The following is a 22,863-nucleotide window of genomic DNA, read 5'->3' on the forward strand; positions in this document are numbered from 1 at the left end:
GTGGGCTACGCCGGTCTGGATAACGAGCTGTTCTACATGGACAAAACCATGATGGTGTTCGGCGACGCCAAAAAGGTAGTGGAAGACATGCTGAAGGCGGTGTCGCACTAAGCTGCGGCCAACCTTGCAACACAGCGCCCCGTTCGTGCCTGGCACGGCGGGGCGTTTTTGCGCCCGGGTCTGGCAGCGGTCACCCGGGCGGTTGTGGCCATTGCCTGCCGTTTGATGCGAGTCAATACCCGCTTGTATTAGGCTGGCTAATCTTTCGGGTCTATCCGGTCTGCACCGAGCAGGTGGCTCGCAAGCGTTATGGCACAGGTTCTCTACAACGACGGCAACCATAAATGCATCGCCTTTACCGACCTGGTACAGGGTGAGGGCATTCAGTCCAACCAGTTTGCCATTGTGCACGATGGTGATGGCATGCTGCTGGACCCGGGCGGCAACCTGACCTACAAGCACCTGCTGGCCGAAATGGCCGAACACTTTCTGCCTTCGCATACCCGCTATATTTTTGCCTCGCACCAAGACCCGGACATCATCGCCTCGGCCAACGGCTGGCTGCTGATTACCGACGCCCAGATCGTGATTGCCCAGGAGTGGACGCGCTTTATCCCGCATTTTTGCGTAAAAGGCGCCACCGAAGGCCGGCTGATCCCCATCCCCGCCCGTGGCATGACGCTGCCACTGGGCCGCACCCGGCTGGAAATCGTGCCGGCGCACTACCTGCATACCGTCGGCTTTTTCCAGGTGTACGACCCCATCAGCAAGATCCTGTTTTCCGGCGATATCGGCGCCTCGCTGATGGACGGCATCAGCGCGGCGCAGCCGGTAGAAGATTTTGACCGCCACCTGGTAGACCACCACATGTCCGGCTTTCACCGCCGCTACATGAGCAATAACCGCGCCGCCCGCCTGTGGGTCAACATGGTGCGCCAGATGGACGTGGAGTGGATCGTGCCGCAGCACGGCGCCTCGTACAAAGGCAAGGCCATGGTGAAGCGCTTCCTCGACTGGTTCGAAAAGCTGGAGTGCGGCACCGACCTGCTGTCCGAAGCCGACTTCCCGCCACGCCGCTAAACCATGTTGCTGCCAGACGACTTCACGCTGCTGTTGGCCGCCAGCCCCGCTGTCTTGCTGGCCGTACTGCTGGTGTTGCGTCAGCGTCGCGCCCCGCCGCCGCCTGGTAGTCAGCTGCCGCCGCTGAAAATACGGCACCCGCAGCCGGCCGCCAGCCCCGCTGCCCAGCCAGCCAGCGCACAAGCGCCTGAACCGGCCAGCCAGCGCTTGCCCGGCGGCCCCAGTGCCGAGCCTGCCGGCAGCACCGGGGCAGACGAGCTACAGCTGGACATCGGCGTAGCTGATACCGACCTGCTCACCGAAGCCGACGTCTACCTGCAGTTTGGCTACCTGGACCGCGCTGCGGCCCTGCTGCGTAGCTACGTAGACCACAACCCGCCCGCCAGCCGTGAGCTGGCACGGCTACTGGGCCTGTACCTGCGCCTGCACGCCATCGACGACTTTACCGAGATACTGCAAAGGTTGGCCGCACTGGGCATCATGACCGAGGCCGACACCGCCCAAGCGGTAGTAGAAGGCCTGCGTTGCGACCCGGACAACCTGGCGCTGCGCGTGTTTGCCGAAGAGACCCTGGGCTGGGACATGGCCACGGTCAGCCGCCGTATCGGCTTGCGCCAGCCGGCCAGCCCTGCGCCACCGCCCGGCCCGCTGGCCAGCCCTGCGCCACCGCCCGGCCCGCTGGCCAGCCCGGCCAGCACAGCAGGCGATGGCAGCCTGCAGCTGGTGTGTGGCAGCCAGGCGCTGGCCGCGCTGAACCCGCACGAGCGGATGGCGATTTGCCACCTGATGCCCACCCGCCAGGGCGTGCGCATCCTGCAACAGCAAGGCGAAATCGCCACCGCCATTGGTACGCTGGAAGCCCTGCTGGCGCAAACACGCCACCCGCTGACCCCGCTGATGGACATCCTGCACCTGTATTACCGCCAGGCCAATCTGGCCGGCTTTACCCGCCGTCTGTGGCAGAGCTTTGTACTGCTGGGCGAACACGGCGCGGCCCTGCGCGAGCGTTTGCTGCGCATGGGGTTTGCCCTGGGTAGCCACCCGGTGCTGGACGTACTGGCCAGTGGGCCGGATAGCGCCCGGCTGGAAGCGCTGGGGCGGGAATGGGGTTTTGTCCCGCCCAGCGCCACTGCCGGTGGCGGCATACCGCTGGTGACCGTGCATGCCGCCGCCACCACGGCTACCCGGCACGATGCGCTGGCCGAAGCCGATGCCTACCTGGATTACGGCCAGACCGAGCAGGCGCTGGCGGTGCTGGAGCAAGCCGTGTTTGCCAACCCGGCCGACGTGCGCCTCTACCCGTTGCTGCTGGACCTGTACCAGCGCCTGGAGGCTACCGACCACCTGCGCGCGCTGCTGCAGCACTTGCGCCATACCCTGGGGCGGCCACCTGCCGAGGTCGCTACCCGCCTGGCGCAATTGCGCCAGTTTCTGAAACTGGATGACCCGCTGGAGGAAGCCCATGTCTGTCAGCACGCCGGCTGAGCCGATTACCGTACTCACCGCCGGCATGGACGAACGCAAGCTGGCGCTGTTCCGCATGGCGTTCCGCCTGCACACCCTGCATCGTTACTGTCTGGCTAGCGATCACCCGGCTGCGCCCCAGGTGGCGATTGTGGATGTCGACAGCGCCAGCGGCTGGCAGGTGTGGCAGCAGTACCGCGAGCAACACCCGGCACTGCCGGCGCTGATTGTGACCGCCTACCCCAGCGACCAAGCTCCGTCGCTGCAGATGGTGAAGCCGGTGCGCATGGAAAAGCTGTTTCCGTTACTGCGCCAGCTGTTGGCCGCACCCGGCCACGACACCCCCCTTGCGGCCAACCCCGTGCCTGCCGCACCCGCCGTGACGCTGCCGCCACCTGCCAGCGACCAAGCCGCTCCCCCGCCCGCCCAGCGCCTTCCCCCTTCTCTACCCATGCACGGCGATAGCCCTGCGGCCAACCCCGCCCCGCGCAGCAGCCAGCGCCGTACCCTGCAGCGCTTTCACCCGGCGGGCACCATCTATGGCCTGCTGGTGGCCGCGGCCCGCCAGAAGCAGCCACAACAGCTGCACTGCGAGCAGCGGCTGTTTGCCACGGTCGACCCGGTGCAGGGCCAGGTGGCGCTGTACACCACGCTGTCCAGCGTGCAGCAGCTGTGCGAGCTGAACGGCCTGCGCCTGGGCACCGAGGCGCTCGTTACCCCGCCAGCGGACGAGCCCACGCTGCGCCTGCCGCTATCCACCCTGTTATGGCAGGTGGCGCTGTGGAGCTGCCGTGGCCGCCTGCTGGCCGGTATCGACCCGGACACACCGCTACGCCTGCGCCAATGGCCCAACCTGACCCGGCTGGCACCACTGCCCGGTGCCTTGCGCATTGCCGGCCTGTGGTCACGCACCCCCACCAGCCTGCGCGTGGCGGTCAGCCTGCTCAAGATGGAGCCTGGCCCGCTGTGCAATTTCATTGCTGCCAGCCATGCGCTGGGCCTGCTGGAACAAGTGGGCAAGGCAAACGAGGCGGCCTCTGCCGCTACCCGGCCGGCCACGCCGGCCCCCGCCCCCTTGCCCCCGGCACGACAGAGCCTGCTGTCGCGCCTGCTGGGGCGGATCAAGAACCTGTAGGTGTTTTGCATGCGACCCAGTGACAACAAAATCCTGTTTGCCGGCCCGGTAGGGGCCGGCAAGACCACGGCCATCGCCAGCCTATCGGACATTCCGCCGGTCACCACCGACGCCACCGCCTCCGACATGACGCTGGACCGCAAAGGCCACACCACCGTAGCGCTGGACTACGGTGTGCTGATGCTGGACGACGACACCAAGGTGCACCTGTACGGCACGCCGGGCCAGGAGCGCTTCGACTTTATGTGGGACATTCTCAGCCAGGGCGGTATCGGCCTGATCCTGCTGCTGGATAACACGCGGCCCCACCCCATCCGCGACCTGCAATTTTTCCTGAAAGCCTTTGACCGGCTACTGCAGGATGCACCGCTGGTCGTGGGCATTACCAAGACCGACCTGGCCGCCACCCCCACCACCACGCACTACGCCGACATTCTGGAAACACTGGGCCTGCGCCCGCCGATTTTCGAGGTAGACGCGCGCAACCGCGAAGACATCAAGACGCTGGTGTGTGCGCTGCTGTACTCCATCGACCCGGGGCTGGAGGGTTAGCGCCATGGACAGCACGCTCAGCCTGAATGGCACGCTCTACGCCGAGCTCACCCCTGCCGGTGCCTGGTATGCGGTGAGTACGCGAGACGAGGGCAGCGACCGGCAGCTGTTGCTGCAGCTGTTACAGCATGGTGGCGAGCTGGCGCTGACCGAGGCCCGCCTGCTGGAATGGAGCGCGGCAGACAGCCCTGCACAAGCGCTGGCCGTGCTGTACCGCCTGCAACGCCTGGGTTTTGTCAGCGGCCGCAGCGATGCCCGCAGCGTACCTGCCGGTAGCTTGGAAAGCCGCTTGCCAGCCTTGTTGGCCGCCTTGTCCGGCGAAGGCCGCGCCCTGTTGGCCGACGATAACGGGCTGTACTACGCCACCGCCGGTTTTCGCCACGAGGCGGCCGAGCAGATTGCCGCGCTAGCCGGCGACATCATCACCCTGAGCCGCCGCCACACCCGCCTGCTGAACCAGAACCTGGGCCTGGGCGCCCAGGCCTGGGCATTGATCGACCCAGCCGGCCAGGCCGAGCTGGGTTTTCACCCGCTGTATCTGGGCCGCCAGTCGTTTGTATTGGTGATTGGCGGCCAACCCCGACTGGGCGATAACGCCTTTGTTGCCATGACCGAGGCGCTGTGCCGCCGTTACGCCTGAACGATTACCGGAAACCACCACCATGCGCGAACAACTGCTCAAATCCATCCTTAGCGACCTCAACGGCGCGTCGGCCGATATCGAAGCCTCGGCCATCATCTCGGCCGACGGCCTGACCATGGCCGCCCTGCTGCCGCAGGGGGTAGACGAAGACCGTGTCGGTGCCATGGCCGCCGCCATGCTGTCGCTGGGCGAGCGTACCGCGCGCGAGCTGGCGCGCGGCGAGCTGGAGCAAGTGATGGTAAAAGGCGATGCCGGCTATATCCTGATGAGCTACGCCGGACGCGATGCCGTACTCACGGTGATTGCCCGCAAAGAAGCCAAGCTGGGGCTGATTTTTCTGGACGCCAAGCGCGCAGCGCGCAGCGTGGAAGAAATCCTGTAGTCGTGGTTTGCTCTATGCATAAATAACATAGCTGTTTATCATGCAGCCACGGACTGTATAGAGATCACCATGAAAAAAACCACGCTGATGACCAGCTTGTTGCTGATTCTGGGCGGCCACGCGCTGGCCGAGCCGCTGACTTTTGGTTGGCTGGAAAGCGGCACCGTCCGTCGCCAGAAGTTTGAAAAGCATTTCCTGATAGGCGACACGCTGCAGCAGTTTGAGGTGGGCAAAAAGCAGGTGGGCCTGCCTGCCGGCAGCTGGGTCATTAGCGAAGTGAACACCTTCGCGCCCGATATTACCCAGGTAGGCAGTGGCGAGGTAGATGGCGCCACCGCCGATGCAGCGCTGGGGCTGGAAGACCCGCAAAGCGGTGACCAGATCTATCTGCAAACCCTGATTTCGCCCCCCTCCAACCGTATCTGGCTATCGTCGCTTAGCCGCAGCTGTCGCGAAGACGGTGAGGCCGGGGCAGAGGTGGTGTACCAGCAGCAGATTGACAGCAAGAAAACCGACCGGCAAAGCTGCGTCAAAATCAGCGGCCGCAAGGCGGTGGATAAAGCCAGTGGCGAAGCCAGGCTGGTGTTGACCACCAGCGTGATGGAAAGCCGCGATGGTGATTATCTGGCCTACGACCACACGCGTGTCGTGCCACTGCAGTCCGGGCAGGCGAGCGATCTGGCGTCACTGGATAAACCCACCCGTGCCTTTATCGCCAGCCAGATGCGCTGGGGCGTGGCGCTCAAAGCGAGCATTGCCCGGCAGATGGGCTGGTAGCCCGCCCGAGCATCCTGAATAACCCGCCCTGCCGGCAACGGTGCGGCGGGTTTTTTGATGGCGACGCCGCCGTTACGCCGTGTGTCCCCCCTCGCGCAGGCGGCGGTAAAACGTGCTGCGGCTGATGCCCAGCGCCCGTGCCGCCGCGCTGGCATTGCCGCCGTGTTGCTGCAGCAGGCCGTGTAGCGTACTGGCGGTATGGCGCGGGCCGGCATCCTGGCCGCGCAGCGTGGCGGGCAGGTGGTCGGGGGTCAGTACGGTGCCATCGTCTGCCAGGGCCAGCAGGGTGCGCAGCAGGTTGTCCAGCTGGCGCAGGTTACCCGGCCACGGGTAACGGCGGATAAAGTCGGCCAGCGCTGGCGACAGGGTAATGCCACGCGCGGCGCTGCCATGCTGTAGCAGCAGGTTGGCCGCAATCTGCGCCACGTCGCCGCGCTCGCGTAGCGGTGGCAGCGTCAGCGGGTAGTGGCACAGCCGGTAGTACAGGTCGGCGCGAAAGCGCCCGGCGGCGACCTCTTGTTCCAGCTGGCGATGGGTGGCGGCCACAATGCGCACGTCTACTTTTTGCCCGGCACCGCCGCCTAGCGGCACCACCAGCCGCTCTTGCAGCACGCGCAGCAGCCTGGCCTGCAGGCTCATGGGCATGTCGCCGATTTCATCCAGAAACAGCACGCCACCGTCGGCTTCGCGCAGGCGGCCTTTCGCCCCTTGACGCCGGGCGCCGGTAAACGCGCCTTCCTCGTAGCCAAACAGTTCGGACTCGATCAGCCCTTCCGGGATGGCGGCGCAGTTTACCGCCACCAGCGGGGCTGCTGCGCGGCTGCTGATGCGGTGCAGCGCCTGCACAAAGCGCTCCTTGCCAGCGCCGGTTTCACCCAGTACCAACACAGGGATATCGGCTTCCAGCAGGCGGCGAGCGGTATCCAGCATGCCCGGTGGTAGCGCCAGGTCTTGCTTGCGGCCAACCTTGTCGCTCGTACCGTCATGACGCACGCTCGCGGCCGGCTGGCGCAGGCTGGTGGCGGGCGAGCCTGTGTGCAGCAGCGCCGTACCGTGGCTGAGCGCCGCTTGCCGGGGGGGCAGCAGGCTGGCCGAATACAGCTGCCCGCCGTGGCGTAACGAAGCCATGCCGCTGCCGTGGCGGCTGAACCAGTGTTCCATGCTTAAACCGGACAGCCCGGCAAAGCGGGTCTGGCCCAGGCAGTGCCAGTCCAGCCCCAGCAGCGCGAGCGCGGCACGGTTGGCCGCACGCAGTACGCCGTCGTCGTCAAATGCCAGCCGTGCGCAGCGCGGGGTGGCCAGCGTGGCCGGGTCGGGGGCAAAGCGCAGTTCGTGCAGGCTGCGGGTGTGTTCGTCGAACAGGCGTTGTTCGATATGACGCACCGCCGTGACTACCTGTAGCTGCTGTGCCTCGCCCAGCTTGCGCGGCAGGCCGGAAACGTCCAGCACGCCCAGCATCTGCCCTTGCGGGTCGACGATGGTGCTGGCGGTGCACGACAGCTGCCGGTTGCGCTCCAGATAGTGCTCGCTGCCGCGCACGCGTACGGCGTTGCCGGTGACCAGCGCGGTACCGATGGCGTTGGTGCCGCGTACGTCTTCGCGCCAATCCATGCCGGGTAGCAGCGCCACGCGTTCGGCGCGGTCCAGAAAGGCCGGGTGGCCCATCTGGTTCAGGATCACGCCGTCGCGGTCGGCCACAATCACCACATGGCCTTCGTCCACCACGCTGTCGAACAGTGCATCGATCGCAGGCCTGGCCAGCTGCAGCCAGTCGGCATTGTCTTGCTGGCGTTGTGTCAGGCGCTGGCTATCCAGCCGCTCTGGCGGGCGTAGCCGAGCCGCTGACAAGCCCAGGCCCAGACAGCGCCGCCAGGAGTGCAGGATGGGCTGCGGTACGCTGTTTTCCGGTAGCTCGTCACCGTCAAAAAAACGGCGGCGGATTTCGGCCAGGGGCAGGGTAGACATGGTGTTCTCCATACTGTGTCACGGTGTTGCGACAGCTGTGTCAGTCTGGCACAGCCAGCGGCAGCCTGCAGGGCTGATCGTGCCACTGGCAGCCTGCCGAAGCGGCCCGCTAAAAAACCTTGGTTTATTGCGATGCAGCATGCATACGCTGGATTGCAGCACGGGCGGGCCATGCAGTAAAGCTGCGCTGCAGCATGGCTGCGGGCTGGCACGGCAGCTGCAGTGTGGTGTTTACACCCGGCGAGGTGACACCAACACCAAGGAGACACAGATGAGCGCGATTACCCCGGCACAATACGGCCTGAACCTGAAAACCCGTTACGCCAACTTCATCAATGGCCAGTGGCAGCCACCGGTCAACGGCCGCTATTTCGAGAACATCACCCCGGTAACCGGCCAGGTACTGTGCGAGATTCCGCGTTCTGACGCGGCGGATATCGAGCTGGCGCTGGACGCCGCCCACGCCGCCAAGGGTGCCTGGGGCAAAACCAGCGTAGCGCAGCGCGCGCTCATCCTGCACCGCATCGCCGACCGCATGGAGCAGCACCTGGCCACGCTGGCCACGGTGGAAACCTTTGACAACGGCAAACCTATCCGCGAAACCACCCACGCCGACTTGCCGCTGGCGATCGACCATTTCCGTTACTTTGCCGGCTGCATCCGCGCACAGGAAGGCAGCATCGGCGAGATCGACGCTACCACCGTGGCCTACCACTTCCACGAGCCACTGGGCGTGGTGGGCCAGATCATCCCGTGGAACTTCCCGCTGTTGATGGCTGCCTGGAAAATTGCCCCGGCGCTGGCGGCCGGTAACTGCATCGTGCTGAAACCGGCCGAGCAGACTCCGCTGTCCATCCTGGTTTTTGCCGAGCTGGTGGGCGACCTGCTGCCACCGGGCGTGCTGAATATCGTGAACGGCTTTGGTACCGAAGCCGGCAAGGCGCTGGCCACCAGCAAGCGCATCGCCAAGATCGCCTTTACCGGCTCTACCCCGGTGGGCCGCCTGATCATGAACTACGCCAGCGAAAACCTGATTCCGGTCACGCTGGAGCTGGGCGGCAAATCGCCGAACATCTTCTTTGACGACGTGGCGGCCAAAGACGACGCCTTCTTCGACAAAGCCATCGAGGGCTTCGTGATGTTTGCGCTGAACCAGGGCGAGGTGTGCACCTGCCCAAGCCGCTCGCTGGTACACGAGTCCATCTACGACCGCTTTATGGAGCGCGCACTCAAGCGCGTGGCCGAAATCAAGCAAGGCAACCCGCTGGACCCGTCCACCATGATCGGCGCGCAGTCGTCGCAAGAGCAGATGGACAAGATCCAGGGCTACCTGCAGCTAGGCAAGGACGAAGGTGCCACCGTGCTGGCTGGCGGTGAGCGTGCCCACCTGGGCGGCGGGCTGGAAAACGGCTTTTATATTCAGCCTACCGTGTTCCAGGGCCATAACCAGATGCGCATCTTCCAGGAGGAAATCTTTGGCCCGGTGCTGTCGGTGACCAAGTTCAAGGATATCGATGAAGCGTTGCATATTGCCAACGATACGCTGTTTGGTCTGGGTGCCGGTGTGTGGACGCGCAATATGAACACGGCCTTCCATATGGGCCGCAGCATTGAAGCGGGCCGCGTGTGGACCAACTGCTACCACGCCTACCCGGCCCATGCGGCATTTGGTGGCTATAAACAGTCCGGTATCGGCCGCGAAACCCACAAAATGATGCTGGATCACTACCAACAGACCAAAAACCTGCTGGTGAGCTATAGCGAAGACAAACTCGGCTTCTTCTAAAACCTGGCTGCGGCTACTGCCTGTCTGCCGCCCGTCGGGTGGGGGCGAGGTGATGGCCGCCCCGCTTCCTCCCCTGTTTGTCGTGGTCGCTCGCGGCGGGCAGTTTGGCTGCCACCTGATGTTTCTCAACACAGGTGGCATTTTTTATGGAGATCATTGGCATTGAGACAGGGTAATCTATAAAAAATAAAACCATAAGCCGGGGCTGGCCCCGGTATGCGCACAACGACAACCGATGGAGCATTCATGCTGTTTTTCAACAAGAAACGTTCTTCTGCCACCCAGACGGCCAGTACTGCCCAAGCGGCAGAGTTGATGCATATCGTTCGTACCGACAATCAGGGTTACGAGCAGGCGCTGGCGGCCAAGGCCAGCGGCAGCATCAAACTGGTACTGGGTTATGTGAACCCGGCGGCCAACCTAGAACAAGTAGGCCGCAGCGTCGCGCGCCATTTCCCGCAAGCCAAAGTGGTACTCACCACCACCGCAGGCGAGCTGTGCAGTGTCAGCCGTCAGGACACCCTGTACCTGCCCGCCAATGGCCAGTGGCAGACCATGGTGTTCCAGCTGTTTGACGCCGCGCTGGTGTCGGATGTGCACGTGGCAGCGGTGCCGCTGGCGTGCGAAGACATCAAGGCCGGCCAGCCCAGCCTGAGCCACGAAAACCGCCTGGCCAAGCTGAAAGACAACGTTGGCCGCATCAACCTGCCGTTTGCCATGCGCCACGACGAGGGCTTTGTGCTGACGCTGGTCGATGGCCTGTCCAATAGCGAAAGCTATCTGATGGAGGCGCTGTACGAATCCGGCAAGCTGCCCTACCTGTTTGTGGGCGGCTCGGCCGGTGGCCCGCTGGATTTCAGCATGACGCGGCTGTACGACGGCCAGCAAGTGCGCGATGGCCACGCCGTGTTTGCTTTTATCAAATTGGCGCCGGCCTACCGTTACGGCATTTTCAAGAGCCAGAACTTCGAAGACAGCGGCACCAGCTTTACCATTGCCAAAGCCAGTAACGAGCTGCGCCGCGTGTATTCGGTCATCGACAGCCAAAGCGGCGAGATTCGCCCCGTCCTGGACGCCCTGTGCCAGCACTTCCGCTGCCAGCGTGGCGAGCTGGGCGCCAAACTGCAGAGCCACAGTTTTGGCATCAAGATCCAGGACGAGCTGTTTGTGCGCTCGGTACTGGCCATCAACGAGCAGGAAGGCTACCTGCAGTTTGCCTGCGACCTGGCCTTTGGCGAGCAGCTGTTCCTGGTGCGTAGTGTCGACCTGGCCGAACGCACCGCCCGCGATTTCGAGCAGTTCAGCCGTGGCAAGCCGCAGCCGGTGGCCGGCATCCTCAACGACTGCATTCTGCGCCGCCTCAACAACGCCAGCGCGTTGGCGCGCGCCAATGTGTACGGCGACATCCCCACCGCCGGGTTTTCCACCTTTGGCGAGCTGCTGGGCGTGAACATCAACCAGACGCTGACGGCCATCTTCTTCTACCCGGCCAGCGACACCTTCCGCGACGACTTCGTCGACCGCTTCCCGGTGCACTACGCCAACTTCAAGAACTACTTCTATCGCCGCGAGCTGCAGCGTGCGCGCATGACCGGGCAGATGAAGAGCCGGGTGATCGAAGAACTGAACGGCTACAAAGCCTTTGCCGGCCAGTTGATGGAGAGCCTGCCAGTGTTCCGCGATACCACCGCCCAGCTGGTAGAGCACCTGGGCAGCATTGAGCAAGACATCAGCCGTTTTGGCCACGAAGTGATCCAGGGCGCGCAAACCGCCAGCAGTGTCACCGGCCGCATTGGCGCACTGGAAAAAGACGCCCAGCAGATTGGCGAAGTCATGCAAATGATCAAGAAAATCGCCGAGCAAACCAACCTGCTAGCGCTGAACGCGGCCATCGAAGCCGCCCGCGCGGGCGAAGCAGGCCGTGGCTTTGCCGTGGTGGCCGACGAGGTACGCAAGCTGGCCAACACCACGCAGGCCAACCTGGATGCCACTGGCGGCGCGGTAGACAACGTGATGAGCGGCGTGCGCGACGTAGGTGGTGACGTGCGCGGCATGGGTACCCAGGTCAGCGGCTTTGCCGGCGAAATGGCGCAGGTGGTAGACAAACTGCACCAGCTGGCCGGTACCTCGCAGGACAGCAAACAGCGCGTAGACAGCATGCTGGCGCAAACCGAAAGCCTGTACAACCGCATGCGCGAGGTAGACCGCGAGCTGGACGCCATCCTGCAGCTGGAAAAACAGTAAGCCCCTCACCAGGCCATCCGCCATCCCGGCCCCGCTGCCCCTGATACGGGGAGCGGGGTTTTTCATGGTAGCGATGTGACAGCGTGTGACGCCATTCACATTTGTTAAAGCCACCTGCATTGACCCTGGCCGCGCTACTGGCATAAGCTGCCCCGCTAATAGCCAACAGGAGCATGAGATGAACCATAAAGGCCTCAGTATTGCCATGATGTCGCTGCTGCTGGGCGCGTGCGCCAGCAGCACCGTGCCGCAGCAGGGCCAGTGGCAGCAAACCGGGCCCGATGGCCAGCCGCTGCAAACCCTGCAGCTGAAAGACGGCCAGCTATCGGCTAGCGCCGGTTGCAACCGGATGTTTGGCAGCGTCCGTATCGAACAAGGCCGCCTGGTGGTGGGCCCGATCGCCAGCACCCTGATGGCCTGCGCGCCGGAAGCCATGCAGCGCGAGCAAGCGTTGGCCGCACTGCTGCGCAGCCGCCCGCAAGTGAGGCTGGACGGTGACAAACTGCTGATTGGCGAAGTGGCCCAGCAGCAGGTATGGCAGCCGGTGGCCGCCCCTGCGCCCGCCCACGTTACCAAGCCAGTACCAGCGGTAGTGACACCTGCCGCAGCTGCTGCTGAGCAGGTGACTCAGCGCCTCATCTACGTGGCCCCTGAGCGACGTACCTGCGTGGGCGTGGCCCCGATGCAGTGCCTGCAGGTACGCGAGCGCCAACAGCAGCCGTGGCAACACCACTACGGCGAGATCGAAGGCTTCACCCCCGAGGCCGGCACCGCCTACCGCCTGCGCATCCGCGAGATCAAGGTAGCCAACCCGCCGGCCGACGCGCCAGACCGCCGCTGGGTGCTGGACAGCATCGTCGAGCAGATCCGTATCGCGCCCTGATTGGCGCACGGTTTAGGCGGTAAAGCAAAAGCCCCGGTGTACCGGGGCTTTTGCTTGCCTGAAGGTTGGCCGCATGCGGCCAACCTGTGGTGCGGGATGCGGGCTTAGCCGCGATTGAACAGGCCGCCCAGCAGGCTGGCGCCCTGTGCCAGCAGGCCGTCGCCTTCTACCTGGCCGTTGGGGGTGAGTTTGTCGATCACGGTGGGCAGGTGCTCGGCGATCTGTTGCGAGGCCACGGCCGGGTCGATGCCCAGTTTTTCGGCCAGGCCGGCGATCTGCTCGTTGCCCAGCACGCTCTGGATTTGCTCCGGGGTAATGGACAGGTTGGCACCGGTGCCTACCCAGGACGAGACGATTTCACCCAGGCCACCGTTCTGGAATTTTTCTACCAGGCCGGCCACGCCGCCGTTGTCGTTCAGCAGGGTGTTGGCTGCCTGCAGCAGGCCACCTTGTTCGCTATTGCCCAGCAGGCTGCCCAGTTGGTCGAGGATGCTCATGGTGTGCCTTTCGTATGAAGGTAAAAGAGTGCCCAACTTAAACCTTTTCTTGTTACAGATAAATGTTTCTATAAATAAATAGCCGGCATGCTGTGTGGGGCTGTCGTTTTAACTGCTTGTTTTCACTACACGATTCTGCAGGTGTGGCATGGACTTTCGCGCCGCGCTGCCGCATACTGCCGCGTTTTGCCATTCAGGAGCATGCCATGCCTATCAATTACTTCGACATGCAGCGTTTTGAGGCGATCAAGGTACGCGAGAGCATTCGCAAAGCTGGTTCGCCAGACCGTTTTGGCAAGGCATCCAACGCCAAAGACGACAAGAAGCTGAACAACCCGCTGCTGGGCCAGCTGCTGAAAAGCCACGTGCCCGACGACAAGAAGTAAACGCCACGCTGCCCGCTACGGGCGGCCTGGTATGGCTGACACCCCCATGCGTACTGCGCTGGGGGTGTTTTGCTTTGTCGGCCACCGTGCGGCCAGCGTGGTGCAAGCATTGGCTATACACAGTGTGTTCATATTCATTAATGAAGTAACACATAAGCCTGTCGTACAAATTGTTTATGCTGGTGGCCATGGCAAGACTGGACGATAGCGACAATGAATAAATGGCTGACAGGGACCGTGGTGCTGGCGGTGGCCGGTGGTACGGTGTGGTGGCAAGCAGGCAAGCAGCCTGCGGTAGACAACAACGCGCGCGCCAAACGCCCGCCGGTGGTGGCGCTGGCGCCGGCGCAGCCCAACCGGCTGCCGGTGGTGCTCACGGCCAACGGTACCGTCACGGCGCTGGACCGTGTGGAGGTGAAACCGCAGGTGTCCGGCGTGGTCAGCCGCGTGCTGGTGCAGGAAGGCAGTACGGTCAAGGCGGGTGCGCTGCTGGTGCAGCTGGATGACGCCGCCGAGCGCGCCGCGCTGGCGCGGGTGCAGGCGCAGCAGGCCAGTGATGCCGCCCAGCTGAACATTGCCCAGCGCGACCTGGCGCGCGGCCGTGACCTGTTCCGCCAACAGTTCATTTCGCAAAGCGCGCTGGATGCGCTGCAGGGCAAGGTAGATAGCCTGCAGGCTACGTTGGCCGCAGACCGCGCGGCGGTAGAGTCGGCACGGGTGAGCCTGCGCCAGAAGGCGATCTACGCCCAGGTGGATGGCCGCGTCGGTGCCATCAGCCTGTCGCCCGGCACCCTGGTGCAGCCGGGTATGGCTACGGCCATGCTCACGCTGACGCGCATGTCGCCGGTAGCGGTGAGTTTTACCCTGCCCGAGCAGCAGCTGCAGGCGGTGCGCCAGGCGCAGCAGGCCGGCCCGCTGAAGGTGGTCGCGCGTAGCGGTAACGGCGCGGGCCAGTGCCACAGCGGTGAGCTGACCTTTATTGATAGCGCGGTCGATAGCGCCAGCGGCAATGTGCTGCTCAAAGCGCGCTTTGATAATGCAGGCAGCGCGCTGTGGCCCGGCCAGTTTGTGAATGTGGCGCTGCAGGCCGGCCGCTATGAAGGCGCGGCCAACCTGCCGGTAGCCGCGCTGCTGACCGGCCCGGACGGGCAATTTGCCTACACCGTGGGCGCAGATCTGAAAGCGCAGCGCGTGCCGCTGACCCTGCTGGCCATCCAGAACGAGCGCGCCATCGTGCGCGGCATCGCCCCCGGTGTGAAGGTGGTGGTCAATGGCGGCCAGAACGTGCGCCCTGGCGAGCAGGTCACGCTGGCCCCGCCGCGCAAGCAGGACGCCAGTGGTGCCGCCAAGGTTGGCCGCAGCGAGGCCAGTGGTGCTGCTGCCGAAGCAGGCCGTGTTGCCGGCAAGGCAGCGCAGAGTTTGGCTGAGTGTGGCCCCGCCATCAGCGATAAGGGCGCCCGTGCGGGGAGCGCCGACGCCAGCACCCGGCGCGCCGAGAGCGGCCAAGGCCAGCGTGCAGCCAGCGGAGCGCCATGATGAATATTTCCGAGCTCTGCATCCGCCGCCCGGTGATGACGGTGCTGCTGTGCCTGTCGCTGATTATCGGCGGCCTGCTGGCGCTGCAGCGCATCCCCATTGCCGCGTTGCCCAGCTACGAGACGCCTACCATCAACGTGTCCGCCAGCCTGCCGGGCGCCAGCCCGCAGACCATGGCCAGCTCGGTGGCCACGCCGCTGGAAAAACAGTTCGCCACCATTCCCGGCGTGGCGGTGATCAGTTCCAGCAGCAGCCAGGGTAGTACGTCGGTCACGCTGGAGTTCGAGCCGGGGCGCAATCTGGATGGCGCCGCGCTGGACGTGCAGGCCGCCCTGCTGCGGGCGCAGCGCAGCCTGCCGGACGAGATGACCAGCCTGCCGTCTTACCGCAAGGTGAACCCGGCCGACGCGCCCATTCTGCTGCTGGCGCTGAACTCGCCTGCGCTGTCGCTAACCCAGCTGAACGACTATGCAGACAGCCTGGTGTCGCCCACGCTGTCCACCATCAATGGCGTGGCGCAGGTGCAGGTGTTTGGCCAGAAGCGTTACGCCGTGCGGATCAAGGCCGACCCGCAAAGGTTGGCCGCACGTAACCTGACGCTGGACGAAGTAGCCACCGCACTGCGTGCTGCCAACGGCAATACGCCGCTGGGTACGCTGGAAGGTCCGTCGCAGGTGCTTACCATCCAGTCCGACAGCCAGCTCAAGACCGCTGCCGAGTTTGCCGCCATGGCGGTGGCCAACCGCAACGGCAGCGTGGTGCGTCTGGCCGAGGTGGCCACGGTGGAAGACAGCATCGAAAACCTGAAGACCGGCAGCTGGGTCAACGGCGAACGCTCCATCGTGCTGGCGGTGTTCCGCCAGTCCGACGCCAACACCGTGGCGGTGGTAGACGCCATCCGCGCCATGCTGCCCAAGCTGGAAAGCCAGCTGCCCGGCTCGGTGCGCATGACACCGCTGTCTGATCGTTCCGAGTCCATTCGCGAGGCGGTGCACGACGTGAACCTCACCATGCTGCTGACCGTGGCGCTGGTGATCATGGTGATCTTCATGTTCCTGCAGCGTATGGCCGCCACGCTGATCCCGGCGCTGACGCTGCCCATTTCGCTGATCGGCACCCTGGGCCTGATGTACCTGATGGGCTACTCCATCGATAACATCTCGCTGCTGGGCCTGACGCTGGCGGTGGGCCTGGTGGTGGACGACGCCATCGTGGTGCTGGAAAACATCGTGCGCTACATGGAGGAGGGCGACGACGCCATGACGGCGGCGCTGAAAGGCTCGCGTGAAATAGCCTTCACCATCGTCAGCATCTCGCTGTCGCTGGTGGCGATCTTTATCCCCATCTTTTATATGGATGGTGTGATCGGCTTGTTGTTCCACGAGTTTGCCGTGGTGGTGTCGCTGGCCATTCTGGTGTCGGCGGTGGCATCGCTGACGCTGATCCCCTTGCTGGCGTCGCGCTTTCTGCGCCGCGACCACATGCCGCACCACGCCGATGCCGGTCAGGGCCACGCCATTGCCCGTGCTTTCGAGCGTGGTTTCGATACGCTGCTGGCCGCCTACGAGCGCACGCTGGACGCCGCGCTGCGCCATAGCCGGCTCACGCTGCTGGTGGCGCTGGGTACCGTGGCGGGCTCGGCGTGGATGTTTCAGGCCATTCCCAAAGGGTTTTTCCCGGTGGAAGACACCGGCCAGGTCAGCATCAATACCGAGGTGGCACAGGATGTGTCCTACGACAGGTTGGCCGCATTGCAGGCGCGCGCGGCCACCATCGTGCAGCAAAGCCCGCACGTGGCTGCGCTGACGTCGTCGGTGAGCGGTAGCGGCGGGCGTATGTTCGTCACGCTGAAACCGCGTGGCCAGCGCGGCAAGATCGACCAGGTGGTGGACGATCTGCGCAAGGACCTGCGCAAGGTGAACGGCCTGAGCGCAGCCATCAACCCGGTGCAAAACCTGCGTCTGGGCGGGCGCAGCAGCAAGAGCCGCTACCAGTACGTGCTGCAGAGTGTGGACAGCAGCAGCCTGTACGACTGGGGCGAGAAGATGGAGCGCGCCATGCGCAAAGACAGCTTGTTCCAGGACGTGAACAGCGATGCGCAGCGCAAAGGCTTGCAGGCCGAGCTGCATATCGACCGCGACAAGGCGGCGCAGCTGGGGGTGAATATGCAGGCCATCCGTACCGCGCTGTATACCGCCTTTGGCCAGCGCCAGGTCGCCACCATCTACACCGATACCGATAATTACGCGGTGCTGCTGCAGCTGGATGACAGCCAGCGGGTGAACGAATACGACCTCACCCGCCTGTACGTGCGCGGCAGTGGCAGCGAGCTGGTGCCGCTGACCAGTGTGGCCAGCATCCAGCGTACCGTGGGGCCGGTATCGATCAGCCACCAGGGCCAGCTGCCGGCGGTCACGCTGTCGTTCAACCTGCCGCCGGGCGTGGCGCTGGGCGAGGTAGACGCGCGGCTGAAGGCCATGCAGCAGGAAATCGGTCTGCCCGCCAGCGTGCTCACCAGCTACGCCGGCGACGCCGCGGCGTTTGCCGAGTCGCAAGGCAGCCAGACCACGCTGCTGCTGGTGGCGCTATTGGTGATCTACGTGCTGCTGGGTGTGCTGTACGAGAGCTATATCCACCCGCTCACCATCCTGGCCGGCTTGCCGTCGGCGGCCATGGGTGCGCTGGGGGCGTTGATGCTGATGGGGCAGGAGCTGACCATCATCGCCAGCATCGGCATCCTGATGCTGATCGGCATCGTGAAGAAAAACGCCATCATGATGATCGACTTTGCGCTGGTGGCGCAGCGCGAGCAGGGCATGAGCCCGCAGCAGGCTATCCGCACCGCCTGCTTGCTACGCCTGCGCCCCATCCTGATGACCACGCTGGCTGCCATGATGGGCGCGTTGCCCATTGCGCTGGCGCTGGGTGCCGGTGCCGAGCTGCGCCAGCCGCTGGGGGTGGCGGTGGTGGGTGGCCTGCTGTTCTCGCAGCTGGTCACGCTGTACATCACCCCGGTGTTGTACCTGTGGTTTGACGGCCTGGCGGCAAAGGTTGGCCGCCAGGCCGCTGCCAGCTAGCCAGCCAGTGTCTCTGGCTACCCGGCCCGCCCGCTGTCTGACAGCCGGCGGGTTTTTACTGGGCGCCACCGGCTGGGGCGGGCGGGGTGTCGCTGAACTCGGCCAGCGCCCAGTCGCGGAAGGCAATCACGCTAGGCAGTGTGGCCAGCTCTTGCGGGTAGATCAGGTAATAGGCCCAGCTGGTCACCAGGGCCACGTCGGACAGCTGTACCAGGGTGCCATTGGCCAGGTCGTCGGCGATCATGCTTTCTTCTGCCAGCGTAATGCCCATGCCGCGGGAAGCGGCAGTAATGGCCAGGTCCAGGGTATCGAAGGCGTAGGCTTCTATGCTGTTGCCCGGGTTCATGCCCGACAGCGCGAACCATTGCGACCAGAACTGGTCTTCATGGGATGGGTGCAGCAAGGGGTATTCCATGAACTGCGCCATGGTTGGCCGCGGTTTGTCCTTGAACAGGTCCGGCGAGGCCACAGGCACAAAGCGCGCACCGCGCAGGCGGTGGTAGATCAGCCCGGGTTCCTGGGTTTCGCAGGCCTGGAACGAAATATCGTATTCGCGGCTTTTGAAGTTGGGGTCAAAGCCGGTGACGGTCACCAGGCTGACCATCAGGTCGGGGTAGCGGTTACGAAACTGGGTGAAACGCGGCAAGACCCAGCGCGAGGCAATCGACGGGCTGGCTTTTACCCGCAGCTCGCGTGAGCGGCGCGAAATGGCCTCGCTGGCGGCCTCGATGCGCGAAAACGCATCGCGCACGGCGGGGAACAAGGCCACGCCTTCCGGTGTCAGTGTGAGCCCCCGGGCCTGGCGTACAAACAAGGGCAGGCCGTAGTGCGCTTCCAGGGTCTGGATGTGGCGGCTGACCGCCCCCTGCGTCAGGTGCAGGGTTTCCCCTGCCTTGGTAAACGAGTGGTGTTCGGCAGCTACCAGGAAGACACGCAGGGCATTGAGCGGGGGCAGTTTCATTATTATTGCTCCATGAATTTTATGCATGGTAAACATGCACATTCATGCTTTGTCAATGCAAGCTGATATGGGTAAGCTTGCGTAGCCATACTGGTAAACATCTTGTAAGAATAGAGGCTTATAATTTATTTTCGCCTCTTTTGTTTCGGTTTGTTGCGGGATTTAATGGTTTGTAGCAATGCATTTAATGCATGGCTGTAAATGTGGCAATAAAACCCCGTTTTGGTGTGAAATACTGGCATTGCCTGCGCTGTTTTGCTGCTAGTATTGCTGTGTTTCTTTATTGGGTATGGTGCCCAGTGCTTGCTACACTGTAATGCGGTAGCAAGATGAATGAATTCCGGTGTAAGGGCTTGCCCTTGCGCCTGTACCGAACCCGCCCGGTAACGGGCTGTGGTAGGGCCTGCAGGTATCTGACTGTCACGGGTATGGTCTACCCGTCGGGTACTGTGCTTGCCCGAGCAGCACGCGGCGTGCCGCCTGCTGTCAAATCCTGATTTATCAGGGTTTTGCTCTGTCCCACGGTGTCCCGCCGGATTCGTCCGGCGGGGTTTTTTTTGCCCGTGCGGCCAACCTTAGACTTCTGCCCACTCGCGCAGCAGGTTGTGATAGGTGGCTGTGAGCGACATCACTTCTTCGCAGTCCCCCACCTTCTGCCGCAGTTGCAGGATGGCCATATCAATATCAAACAGCATGGCGCGGCGGGTATCGCTACGCACCATGCTCTGCGTCCACATGAACGAAGCCAGCCGTGCACCGGCACTCACCGGCTCTACACGGTGCAGGCTGGTAGACGGGTACAGGATGGCGTCGCCGGCAGGTAGCCGCACGCTGTGTGTGCCGTAGGTGTCTTCTACAATCAGTTCGCCCCCTTCGTATTCTTCCGGCTGACTGAAAAACAGGGTGCACGATACATCGGTGCGGATGTTCTGCCCGGTCAGCGGGTCGCGGCGAATGGCATTGTCGACGTGGTTACCGTAGGTCATGCCGCCTTGGTAGCAGTTGAACATCGGCGTCATCAGCGTATGCGGTAGTGCGGCTGACATATATAAGGGGTGGCGGAACAGCGCACTACGTACCAGGGCGGCCAGCTCGCGTGCGGCGTCACTGTCTGGTGCCAGCTGCAGGTTGTTCTTTACCTGCAGGGCTTGCTGGCCAGCGGTGCTGCGGCCATCTTGCCAGGGGGCTGCTAGCAGCAAGGCGCGGACGTGGGCAAGCTCTTCGGGGGTGAGTACGGCAGGGATGTGCAACAGCATGATGATTCCTGTAAAGCAGGGTAGGCAAACGGCGTGGACGGGTGGGGCGCCTGGCCAGCGTTTTGCCTATCGGCCTGCCGCGATAGGCAAAACGGCCTGCCGTGGGGCAGGCCGCGTGGGATTTATGGCTGTGCTTCGGTGACAAAGCCAATACGGCTGATACCGGCACCTTGCGCATCGGCCAGGGCTTCGGCCACCACTTCGTAGCGCACCGCCTTGTCGGCACGCAGGTGCAGCTCTACTTGAGGGTTGGCCGCCGCGGCTTCTGCAAAACGGCTTTTGAGCCGGCGTTCTTCTATCGGGGCATCGTTCCAGTAGATCGTGCCGCCGGCGTCGATGCTGAGCCGGATCGCCTCCTGCTTTTCCTGGTGCGCCGCGGCGCTGGCCTGTGGCAGGTCGATCTTGACCGCATTGGTCAGCAGCGGGGCGGTAATAATGAATACCACCAGCAGCACCAGCATTACATCCACCAGCGGCGTGGTATTGATTTCGGACATGGGCGCGTCGGCACCTTTGTCAAAACTACCGAATGCCATCTTTGCCTCCCAGTGTAAGCAGGTGCGCATGCAGGTCGTGGGTGAAGTGATCCATATCCTGGTTGATCAGGCGGTTCAGTCGGGTAAACGTGTTGTATGCCAGCACGGCCGGAATCGCCGCCGCCAGGCCGGCAGCGGTGGCCACCAGTGCCTCGCCAATCGGGCCAGCAACTGTACCGATGGATACCTGGCCTTGGGCGCCGATATTCACCAGCGCGTTATAAATGCCCCATACCGTGCCAAACAGGCCGATGAACGGCGCAGTCGAGCCGATAGTGGCCAGGAAAGTCATGCCGCCTTCCAGGCTCTGCTGTTCTTGCGACAAACGCTTGCGTAGTGCGCGCGTCAGGTAATCGTCCAGACTGCACGACTGCCCCAGCGAGCCATCGCTGTGCTGCTGGTATTTGCGCACGGCGGCCAGCCCTTCGCGCAGCAGGGCTGCTACCGGTGCCGGGCTGGCATCCAGGTCTTTTTCTGCTGCCTGCCAGCTGGCAGCCCCCCACAGCTGCGCATCCGCCTCACGGTTCAGGCGGCGTACCTGCCACGCACGCCAGCCGCGCAGCACAATAAAGTACCAGGTCAGTACCGACATCAGGATCAGGATCAGAAACACCGATACCAATACGGCATCGCCCTGTTCAAAGGTAAGCATCAGGTTCATGGGTCAGGACTTGTTCTTGTGAGGGTGAGTAAATTCAACAGGCACCAGGCAGTATTCCTCTACGGCCTCGCCACCGCGCTGGCCTGGCGTAAACTGCCAACGGCTCGCCACCGTGCGGCGCGCCGAGTTGTCCAGCCGCGCATAACCGCTGCTTTTGGCAATGGCGACCGACAAAGCGCGGCCTTTGGTGCTGACCAGTACGCGTAGCACCACGGTGCCTTCTTCCTCCAGCTCCACCGACAGCGGCGGGTATTCCGGCTTGGGGTTGCCCTGTGCGCCGCTAATGGGCGTAGGGGCGATAAAGGCCTGCTCGGCCGCCGGTTTCTCCACAGGCGGAGCCGGGCGCGTATCTGCTACCGCCCGCGCGGCGGGTGACTGGGTTTCTGCAACTGGCTGGGTGGGTGTCGGCACCACAGGTGTGCTGATCGCATTGGCAGGTGACGCCACCGTGCTTTTGCTCACCTGTACCGGCGGCGTTGGCATTGGCTTGGCTAACGGCGGGCGTTTGACCGGTGGTGTCTGCGGGGAAGGTGGTGCCGGTCGAGGTGTGGCCTGCTGCTGGGCCACCGGCACCATCTCTATAACAGGTAAAACCTGTGGCGGTGTCAGCGGCGAGCTGTGACTGGGCGTCATCATCAGCAAGCCCAGGTGGGCCGCGCCGATGATGCCCAGCGAGCCATAGTGAAATGCGCGGTGTTCCATTGATTGAGATTTGGCTTGATAACTATTCTCATTAATACTAATGCGCAGCAAGCTGGCTGTCAAAACAGCCTTCACCAGGCGGAGCATCTTTGTCGCACAGCCTGTTTTTGTCTTTCTCGATAGGTGTCGCGTGTCTCTATCACAGAGCGGAACGGCTGACAGGAACGGATGCGGCCAACTTTTTTGCTTTTGTGTGCCGTTGCAAATCAACACCTTAAGCAAATACTTGCAGTTTATTGCGGTGCAAGTGTTGACGGGTGTGGGCGGGGTGGGTATAGTTCGCCTCCTCAGCTGACGACGCAAACGAAACAAGCAGTCAGCACCGCTCTTTAACAGACCA

21 protein-coding genes are annotated in these 22,863 nt (G+C 63.5%); 14 read left to right on the forward strand and 7 right to left on the reverse strand.

Annotated elements, in window-relative coordinates:
- The 8 genes from ACZ9XP_RS17470 (at position 1) to ACZ9XP_RS17505 (ending at position 6,033) form a co-directional block, all read left to right on the forward strand.
- Positions 1 to 111, forward strand: a complete 111-nt coding sequence (locus ACZ9XP_RS17470) for an NAD(P)(+) transhydrogenase (Re/Si-specific) subunit beta (RefSeq protein WP_465188569.1) — start codon at positions 1 to 3, stop codon at positions 109 to 111.
- Between the two features lie 198 nt (positions 112 to 309).
- Entirely contained in the window at positions 310 to 1,080 is a 771-nt protein-coding gene (locus ACZ9XP_RS17475) for an oxygen-binding di-iron domain-containing protein (protein ID WP_147682428.1), read from the forward strand.
- A gap of 3 nt (positions 1,081 to 1,083) precedes the next feature.
- Positions 1,084 to 2,565, forward strand: a complete 1,482-nt coding sequence (locus tag ACZ9XP_RS17480) for a type IV pilus assembly protein FimV (protein ID WP_465188912.1) — start codon at positions 1,084 to 1,086, stop codon at positions 2,563 to 2,565.
- A complete protein-coding gene (locus ACZ9XP_RS17485) occupies positions 2,543 to 3,679 on the forward strand; it encodes a hypothetical protein (RefSeq protein WP_465188913.1) in 1,137 nt (378 codons plus the stop codon). The genes ACZ9XP_RS17480 and ACZ9XP_RS17485 overlap by 23 nt, the downstream gene beginning before the upstream one ends.
- A 9-nt stretch (positions 3,680 to 3,688) precedes the next feature.
- Entirely contained in the window at positions 3,689 to 4,231 is a 543-nt protein-coding gene (locus ACZ9XP_RS17490) for a GTP-binding protein (protein ID WP_147682425.1), read from the forward strand.
- 4 nt (positions 4,232 to 4,235) lie between these two features.
- Positions 4,236 to 4,871, forward strand: a complete 636-nt coding sequence (locus ACZ9XP_RS17495) for a roadblock/LC7 domain-containing protein (protein WP_147682424.1) — start codon at positions 4,236 to 4,238, stop codon at positions 4,869 to 4,871.
- Positions 4,872 to 4,893: 22 nt separating this feature from the next.
- Positions 4,894 to 5,256, forward strand: coding sequence for a roadblock/LC7 domain-containing protein (locus tag ACZ9XP_RS17500; protein WP_017510159.1), 363 nt, complete (start codon positions 4,894 to 4,896; stop codon positions 5,254 to 5,256).
- A 69-nt stretch (positions 5,257 to 5,325) separates the two neighbouring features.
- Positions 5,326 to 6,033 (forward strand): hypothetical protein, encoded by a 708-nt coding sequence (locus ACZ9XP_RS17505; protein ID WP_147682423.1) that lies wholly within the window; start codon positions 5,326 to 5,328, stop codon positions 6,031 to 6,033.
- Positions 6,034 to 6,105: 72 nt separating this feature from the next.
- Here the strand turns inward: ACZ9XP_RS17505 and ACZ9XP_RS17510 are convergent, their stop codons facing one another.
- Positions 6,106 to 7,998 carry a sigma-54-dependent Fis family transcriptional regulator gene (locus ACZ9XP_RS17510; RefSeq protein WP_147682422.1) on the reverse strand — a complete coding sequence of 631 codons (1,893 nt, stop codon included), beginning with the start codon at positions 7,996 to 7,998 and terminating at the stop codon, positions 6,106 to 6,108.
- Between the two features lie 271 nt (positions 7,999 to 8,269).
- Here ACZ9XP_RS17510 and adh point away from each other — a divergent pair, with 271 nt between their 5' ends.
- From adh to ACZ9XP_RS17525, 3 genes are all read left to right on the forward strand, one after another.
- The gene (adh, locus tag ACZ9XP_RS17515; protein WP_147682421.1) at positions 8,270 to 9,784 is read left to right on the forward strand and encodes an aldehyde dehydrogenase; all 1,515 of its coding nucleotides are present in this window, start codon (positions 8,270 to 8,272) and stop codon (positions 9,782 to 9,784) included.
- A gap of 315 nt (positions 9,785 to 10,099) precedes the next feature.
- A complete protein-coding gene (locus ACZ9XP_RS17520) occupies positions 10,100 to 12,028 on the forward strand; it encodes a methyl-accepting chemotaxis protein (protein WP_465188914.1) in 1,929 nt (642 codons plus the stop codon).
- Positions 12,029 to 12,206: 178 nt separating this feature from the next.
- Positions 12,207 to 12,911 carry an META and DUF4377 domain-containing protein gene (locus ACZ9XP_RS17525; protein ID WP_147682419.1) on the forward strand — a complete coding sequence of 235 codons (705 nt, stop codon included), beginning with the start codon at positions 12,207 to 12,209 and terminating at the stop codon, positions 12,909 to 12,911.
- 104 nt (positions 12,912 to 13,015) lie between these two features.
- Here the strand turns inward: ACZ9XP_RS17525 and ACZ9XP_RS17530 are convergent, their stop codons facing one another.
- Positions 13,016 to 13,408, reverse strand: a complete 393-nt coding sequence (locus tag ACZ9XP_RS17530) for a YidB family protein (protein WP_147682418.1) — start codon at positions 13,406 to 13,408, stop codon at positions 13,016 to 13,018.
- Positions 13,409 to 13,614: 206 nt separating this feature from the next.
- On the opposite strand from ACZ9XP_RS17530, the gene ACZ9XP_RS17535 reads away from it, so the two are divergent.
- The 3 genes from ACZ9XP_RS17535 to ACZ9XP_RS17545 all read left to right on the forward strand — a co-directional run bounded on the left by ACZ9XP_RS17535 (position 13,615) and on the right by ACZ9XP_RS17545 (position 18,407).
- The gene (locus ACZ9XP_RS17535; RefSeq protein WP_147682417.1) at positions 13,615 to 13,794 is read left to right on the forward strand and encodes a hypothetical protein; all 180 of its coding nucleotides are present in this window, start codon (positions 13,615 to 13,617) and stop codon (positions 13,792 to 13,794) included.
- 213 nt (positions 13,795 to 14,007) lie between these two features.
- Entirely contained in the window at positions 14,008 to 15,330 is a 1,323-nt protein-coding gene (locus tag ACZ9XP_RS17540) for an efflux RND transporter periplasmic adaptor subunit (RefSeq protein ID WP_147682416.1), read from the forward strand.
- Positions 15,327 to 18,407, forward strand: coding sequence for an efflux RND transporter permease subunit (locus ACZ9XP_RS17545; protein ID WP_240803350.1), 3,081 nt, complete (start codon positions 15,327 to 15,329; stop codon positions 18,405 to 18,407). Before ACZ9XP_RS17540 ends, ACZ9XP_RS17545 begins: the two co-directional genes overlap by 4 nt.
- Positions 18,408 to 18,462: 55 nt before the next feature.
- Here the strand turns inward: ACZ9XP_RS17545 and ACZ9XP_RS17550 are convergent, their stop codons facing one another.
- From ACZ9XP_RS17550 to ACZ9XP_RS17570, 5 genes are all read right to left on the reverse strand, one after another.
- Complete coding sequence (locus ACZ9XP_RS17550; protein WP_170253489.1) at positions 18,463 to 19,368, reverse strand: LysR substrate-binding domain-containing protein; 906 nt, start codon at positions 19,366 to 19,368, stop codon at positions 18,463 to 18,465.
- A 575-nt stretch (positions 19,369 to 19,943) separates the two neighbouring features.
- Positions 19,944 to 20,624, reverse strand: a complete 681-nt coding sequence (locus tag ACZ9XP_RS17555) for a Fe2+-dependent dioxygenase (protein WP_147682414.1) — start codon at positions 20,622 to 20,624, stop codon at positions 19,944 to 19,946.
- Between the two features lie 122 nt (positions 20,625 to 20,746).
- Positions 20,747 to 21,160, reverse strand: coding sequence for an ExbD/TolR family protein (locus ACZ9XP_RS17560; RefSeq protein ID WP_147682413.1), 414 nt, complete (start codon positions 21,158 to 21,160; stop codon positions 20,747 to 20,749).
- Complete coding sequence (locus tag ACZ9XP_RS17565; protein ID WP_147682412.1) at positions 21,147 to 21,821, reverse strand: MotA/TolQ/ExbB proton channel family protein; 675 nt, start codon at positions 21,819 to 21,821, stop codon at positions 21,147 to 21,149. The genes ACZ9XP_RS17560 and ACZ9XP_RS17565 overlap by 14 nt, the downstream gene beginning before the upstream one ends.
- Before the next feature lie 3 nt (positions 21,822 to 21,824).
- On the reverse strand, positions 21,825 to 22,523 hold the full coding sequence (locus ACZ9XP_RS17570) for an energy transducer TonB (RefSeq protein ID WP_170253487.1): 699 nt from the start codon (positions 22,521 to 22,523) through the stop codon (positions 21,825 to 21,827).
- Positions 22,524 to 22,863 lie beyond the last annotated feature (340 nt).

This window comes from Vogesella perlucida, from assembly GCF_979366545.1.

What these genes read in the sequence shown, in the direction of transcription:
- ACZ9XP_RS17500 (WP_017510159.1), top strand. Translation starts at nt 4,894, where the DNA reads ATGCGCGAACAACTGCTCAAATCCATCCTTAGCGACCTCAACGGCGCG.
- ACZ9XP_RS17480 (WP_465188912.1), top strand. Translation starts at nt 1,084, where the DNA reads ATGTTGCTGCCAGACGACTTCACGCTGCTGTTGGCCGCCAGCCCCGCT.
- ACZ9XP_RS17540 (WP_147682416.1), top strand. Translation starts at nt 14,008, where the DNA reads ATGAATAAATGGCTGACAGGGACCGTGGTGCTGGCGGTGGCCGGTGGT.
- adh (WP_147682421.1), top strand. Translation starts at nt 8,270, where the DNA reads ATGAGCGCGATTACCCCGGCACAATACGGCCTGAACCTGAAAACCCGT.
- ACZ9XP_RS17545 (WP_240803350.1), top strand. Translation starts at nt 15,327, where the DNA reads ATGATGAATATTTCCGAGCTCTGCATCCGCCGCCCGGTGATGACGGTG.
- ACZ9XP_RS17560 (WP_147682413.1), bottom strand. Translation starts at nt 21,160, where the DNA reads ATGGCATTCGGTAGTTTTGACAAAGGTGCCGACGCGCCCATGTCCGAA.
- ACZ9XP_RS17530 (WP_147682418.1), bottom strand. Translation starts at nt 13,408, where the DNA reads ATGAGCATCCTCGACCAACTGGGCAGCCTGCTGGGCAATAGCGAACAA.
- ACZ9XP_RS17495 (WP_147682424.1), top strand. Translation starts at nt 4,236, where the DNA reads ATGGACAGCACGCTCAGCCTGAATGGCACGCTCTACGCCGAGCTCACC.
- ACZ9XP_RS17570 (WP_170253487.1), bottom strand. Translation starts at nt 22,523, where the DNA reads ATGGAACACCGCGCATTTCACTATGGCTCGCTGGGCATCATCGGCGCG.
- ACZ9XP_RS17505 (WP_147682423.1), top strand. Translation starts at nt 5,326, where the DNA reads ATGAAAAAAACCACGCTGATGACCAGCTTGTTGCTGATTCTGGGCGGC.
- ACZ9XP_RS17535 (WP_147682417.1), top strand. Translation starts at nt 13,615, where the DNA reads ATGCCTATCAATTACTTCGACATGCAGCGTTTTGAGGCGATCAAGGTA.
- ACZ9XP_RS17565 (WP_147682412.1), bottom strand. Translation starts at nt 21,821, where the DNA reads ATGAACCTGATGCTTACCTTTGAACAGGGCGATGCCGTATTGGTATCG.
- ACZ9XP_RS17510 (WP_147682422.1), bottom strand. Translation starts at nt 7,998, where the DNA reads ATGTCTACCCTGCCCCTGGCCGAAATCCGCCGCCGTTTTTTTGACGGT.
- ACZ9XP_RS17550 (WP_170253489.1), bottom strand. Translation starts at nt 19,368, where the DNA reads ATGAAACTGCCCCCGCTCAATGCCCTGCGTGTCTTCCTGGTAGCTGCC.
- ACZ9XP_RS17555 (WP_147682414.1), bottom strand. Translation starts at nt 20,624, where the DNA reads ATGCTGTTGCACATCCCTGCCGTACTCACCCCCGAAGAGCTTGCCCAC.
- ACZ9XP_RS17485 (WP_465188913.1), top strand. Translation starts at nt 2,543, where the DNA reads ATGTCTGTCAGCACGCCGGCTGAGCCGATTACCGTACTCACCGCCGGC.
- ACZ9XP_RS17490 (WP_147682425.1), top strand. Translation starts at nt 3,689, where the DNA reads ATGCGACCCAGTGACAACAAAATCCTGTTTGCCGGCCCGGTAGGGGCC.
- ACZ9XP_RS17525 (WP_147682419.1), top strand. Translation starts at nt 12,207, where the DNA reads ATGAACCATAAAGGCCTCAGTATTGCCATGATGTCGCTGCTGCTGGGC.
- ACZ9XP_RS17520 (WP_465188914.1), top strand. Translation starts at nt 10,100, where the DNA reads ATGCATATCGTTCGTACCGACAATCAGGGTTACGAGCAGGCGCTGGCG.
- ACZ9XP_RS17475 (WP_147682428.1), top strand. Translation starts at nt 310, where the DNA reads ATGGCACAGGTTCTCTACAACGACGGCAACCATAAATGCATCGCCTTT.